Consider the following 2,505-nt stretch of genomic DNA (forward strand, 5'->3'; position numbering starts at 1 on the left):
GTCGTGACTGCGTGCCTTTTGAAGAATGAGCCTGCGAGTTAGCGGTGTGTAGCGAGGTTAACCCGTGTGGGGAAGCCGTAGCGAAAGCGAGTCCGAATAGGGCGATTGAGTTGCACGCTCTAGACCCGAAGCGGAGTGATCTAGCCATGGGCAGGTTGAAGCGGAGGTAAGACTTCGTGGAGGACCGAACCCACCAGGGTTGAAAACCTGGGGGATGACCTGTGGTTAGGGGTGAAAGGCCAATCAAACTCCGTGATAGCTGGTTCTCCCCGAAATGCATTTAGGTGCAGCGTCGTGTGTTTCTTGCCGGAGGTAGAGCACTGGATAGGCGATGGGCCCTACCGGGTTACTGACCTTAGCCAAACTCCGAATGCCGGTAAGTGAGAGCACGGCAGTGAGACTGTGGGGGATAAGCTCCATGGTCGAGAGGGAAACAGCCCAGAGCATCGACTAAGGCCCCTAAGCGTACGCTAAGTGGGAAAGGATGTGGAGTCGCAGAGACAACCAGGAGGTTGGCTTAGAAGCAGCCACCCTTGAAAGAGTGCGTAATAGCTCACTGGTCAAGTGATTCCGCGCCGACAATGTAGCGGGGCTCAAGCGTACCGCCGAAGTCGTGTCATTGCAGCAAATAGCCCCAACGGGTGTTGTGATGGGTAGGGGAGCGTCGTGTGCCGGGTGAAGCAGCAGCGGAAGCTAGTTGTGGACGGTTCACGAGTGAGAATGCAGGCATGAGTAGCGATACACACGTGAGAAACGTGTGCGCCGATTGACTAAGGGTTCCTGGGTCAAGCTGATCTGCCCAGGGTAAGTCGGGACCTAAGGCGAGGCCGACAGGCGTAGTCGATGGACAACCGGTTGATATTCCGGTACCCGCTTTGAAACGCCCAATATCGAATCAGGCGATGCTAAGTCCGTGAAGCCGTTCCGGACCCTTCGGGGAAAGGAAAGTGGTGGAGCCGACGAACCAGACTTGTAGTAGGTAAGCGATGGGGTGACGCAGGAAGGTAGTCCAGCCCGGGCGGTGGTTGTCCCGGGGTAAGGGTGTAGGCCGAGGGGTAGGCAAATCCGTCCCTCATATAAGGCTGAGACCTGATGCCGAGCCGATTGTGGTGAAGTGGATGATCCTATGCTGTCGAGAAAAGCCTCTAGCGAGTTTCATGGCGGCCCGTACCCTAAACCGACTCAGGTGGTCAGGTAGAGAATACCGAGGCGTTCGGGTGAACTATGGTTAAGGAACTCGGCAAAATGCCCCCGTAACTTCGGGAGAAGGGGGGCCATCACTGGTGAAGGAACTTGCTTCCTGAGCTGGGGGTGGCCGCAGAGACCAGCGAGAAGCGACTGTTTACTAAAAACACAGGTCCGTGCGAAGCCGTAAGGCGATGTATACGGACTGACGCCTGCCCGGTGCTGGAACGTTAAGGGGACCGGTTAGTGCACTTTCGGGTGTGCGAAGCTGAGAACTTAAGCGCCAGTAAACGGCGGTGGTAACTATAACCATCCTAAGGTAGCGAAATTCCTTGTCGGGTAAGTTCCGACCTGCACGAATGGCGTAACGACTTCTCGACTGTCTCAACCATAGGCCCGGTGAAATTGCACTACGAGTAAAGATGCTCGTTTCGCGCAGCAGGACGGAAAGACCCCGGGACCTTTACTACAGTTTGATATTGGTGTTCGGTTCGGCTTGTGTAGGATAGGTGGGAGACTTTGAAACCCCAACGCCAGTTGGGGTGGAGTCGCCGTTGAAATACCACTCTGGTCGTGCTGGATGTCTAACCTCGGTCCGTGATCCGGATCAGGGACAGTGTCTGATGGGTAGTTTAACTGGGGCGGTTGCCTCCCAAAGGGTAACGGAGGCGCCCAAAGGTTCCCTCAGCCTGGTTGGCAATCAGGTGTTGAGTGTAAGTGCACAAGGGAGCTTGACTGTGAGACCGACGGGTCGAGCAGGGACGAAAGTCGGGACTAGTGATCCGGCGGTGGCTTGTGGAAGCGCCGTCGCTCAACGGATAAAAGGTACCCCGGGGATAACAGGCTGATCTTCCCCAAGAGTCCATATCGACGGGATGGTTTGGCACCTCGATGTCGGCTCGTCGCATCCTGGGGCTGGAGTCGGTCCCAAGGGTTGGGCTGTTCGCCCATTAAAGCGGTACGCGAGCTGGGTTTAGAACGTCGTGAGACAGTTCGGTCCCTATCCGCTGTGCGCGTAGGAATATTGAGAAGGGCTGTCCCTAGTACGAGAGGACCGGGACGGACGAACCTCTGGTGTGCCAGTTGTCCTGCCAAGGGCATGGCTGGTTGGCTACGTTCGGGAGGGATAACCGCTGAAAGCATCTAAGCGGGAAGCCTGCTTCAAGATGAGTATTCCCACCTCCTTGAGAGGGTAAGGCTCCCAGTAGACGACTGGGTTGATAGGCCAGATGTGGAAGCCCGGTAACGGGTGGAGCTGACTGGTACTAATAGGCCGAGGGCTTGTCCTCAGTTGCTCGCGTCCACTGTGTTAGTTCTGAA

The 2,505-nt window shown here is 56.3% G+C and carries 1 rRNA gene; it reads left to right on the plus strand.

Going from position 1 to position 2,505, the window contains the following annotated elements:
* Positions 1-2,474 (plus strand): 23S ribosomal RNA (locus ACFY1T_RS35550); the annotation flags it as partial.
* Positions 2,475-2,505 lie beyond the last annotated feature (31 nt).

The sequence above is a fragment of the Streptomyces sp. NPDC001194 genome, from assembly GCF_042896985.1.
In the GTDB taxonomy this organism is placed as follows: domain Bacteria; phylum Actinomycetota; class Actinomycetes; order Streptomycetales; family Streptomycetaceae; genus Streptomyces.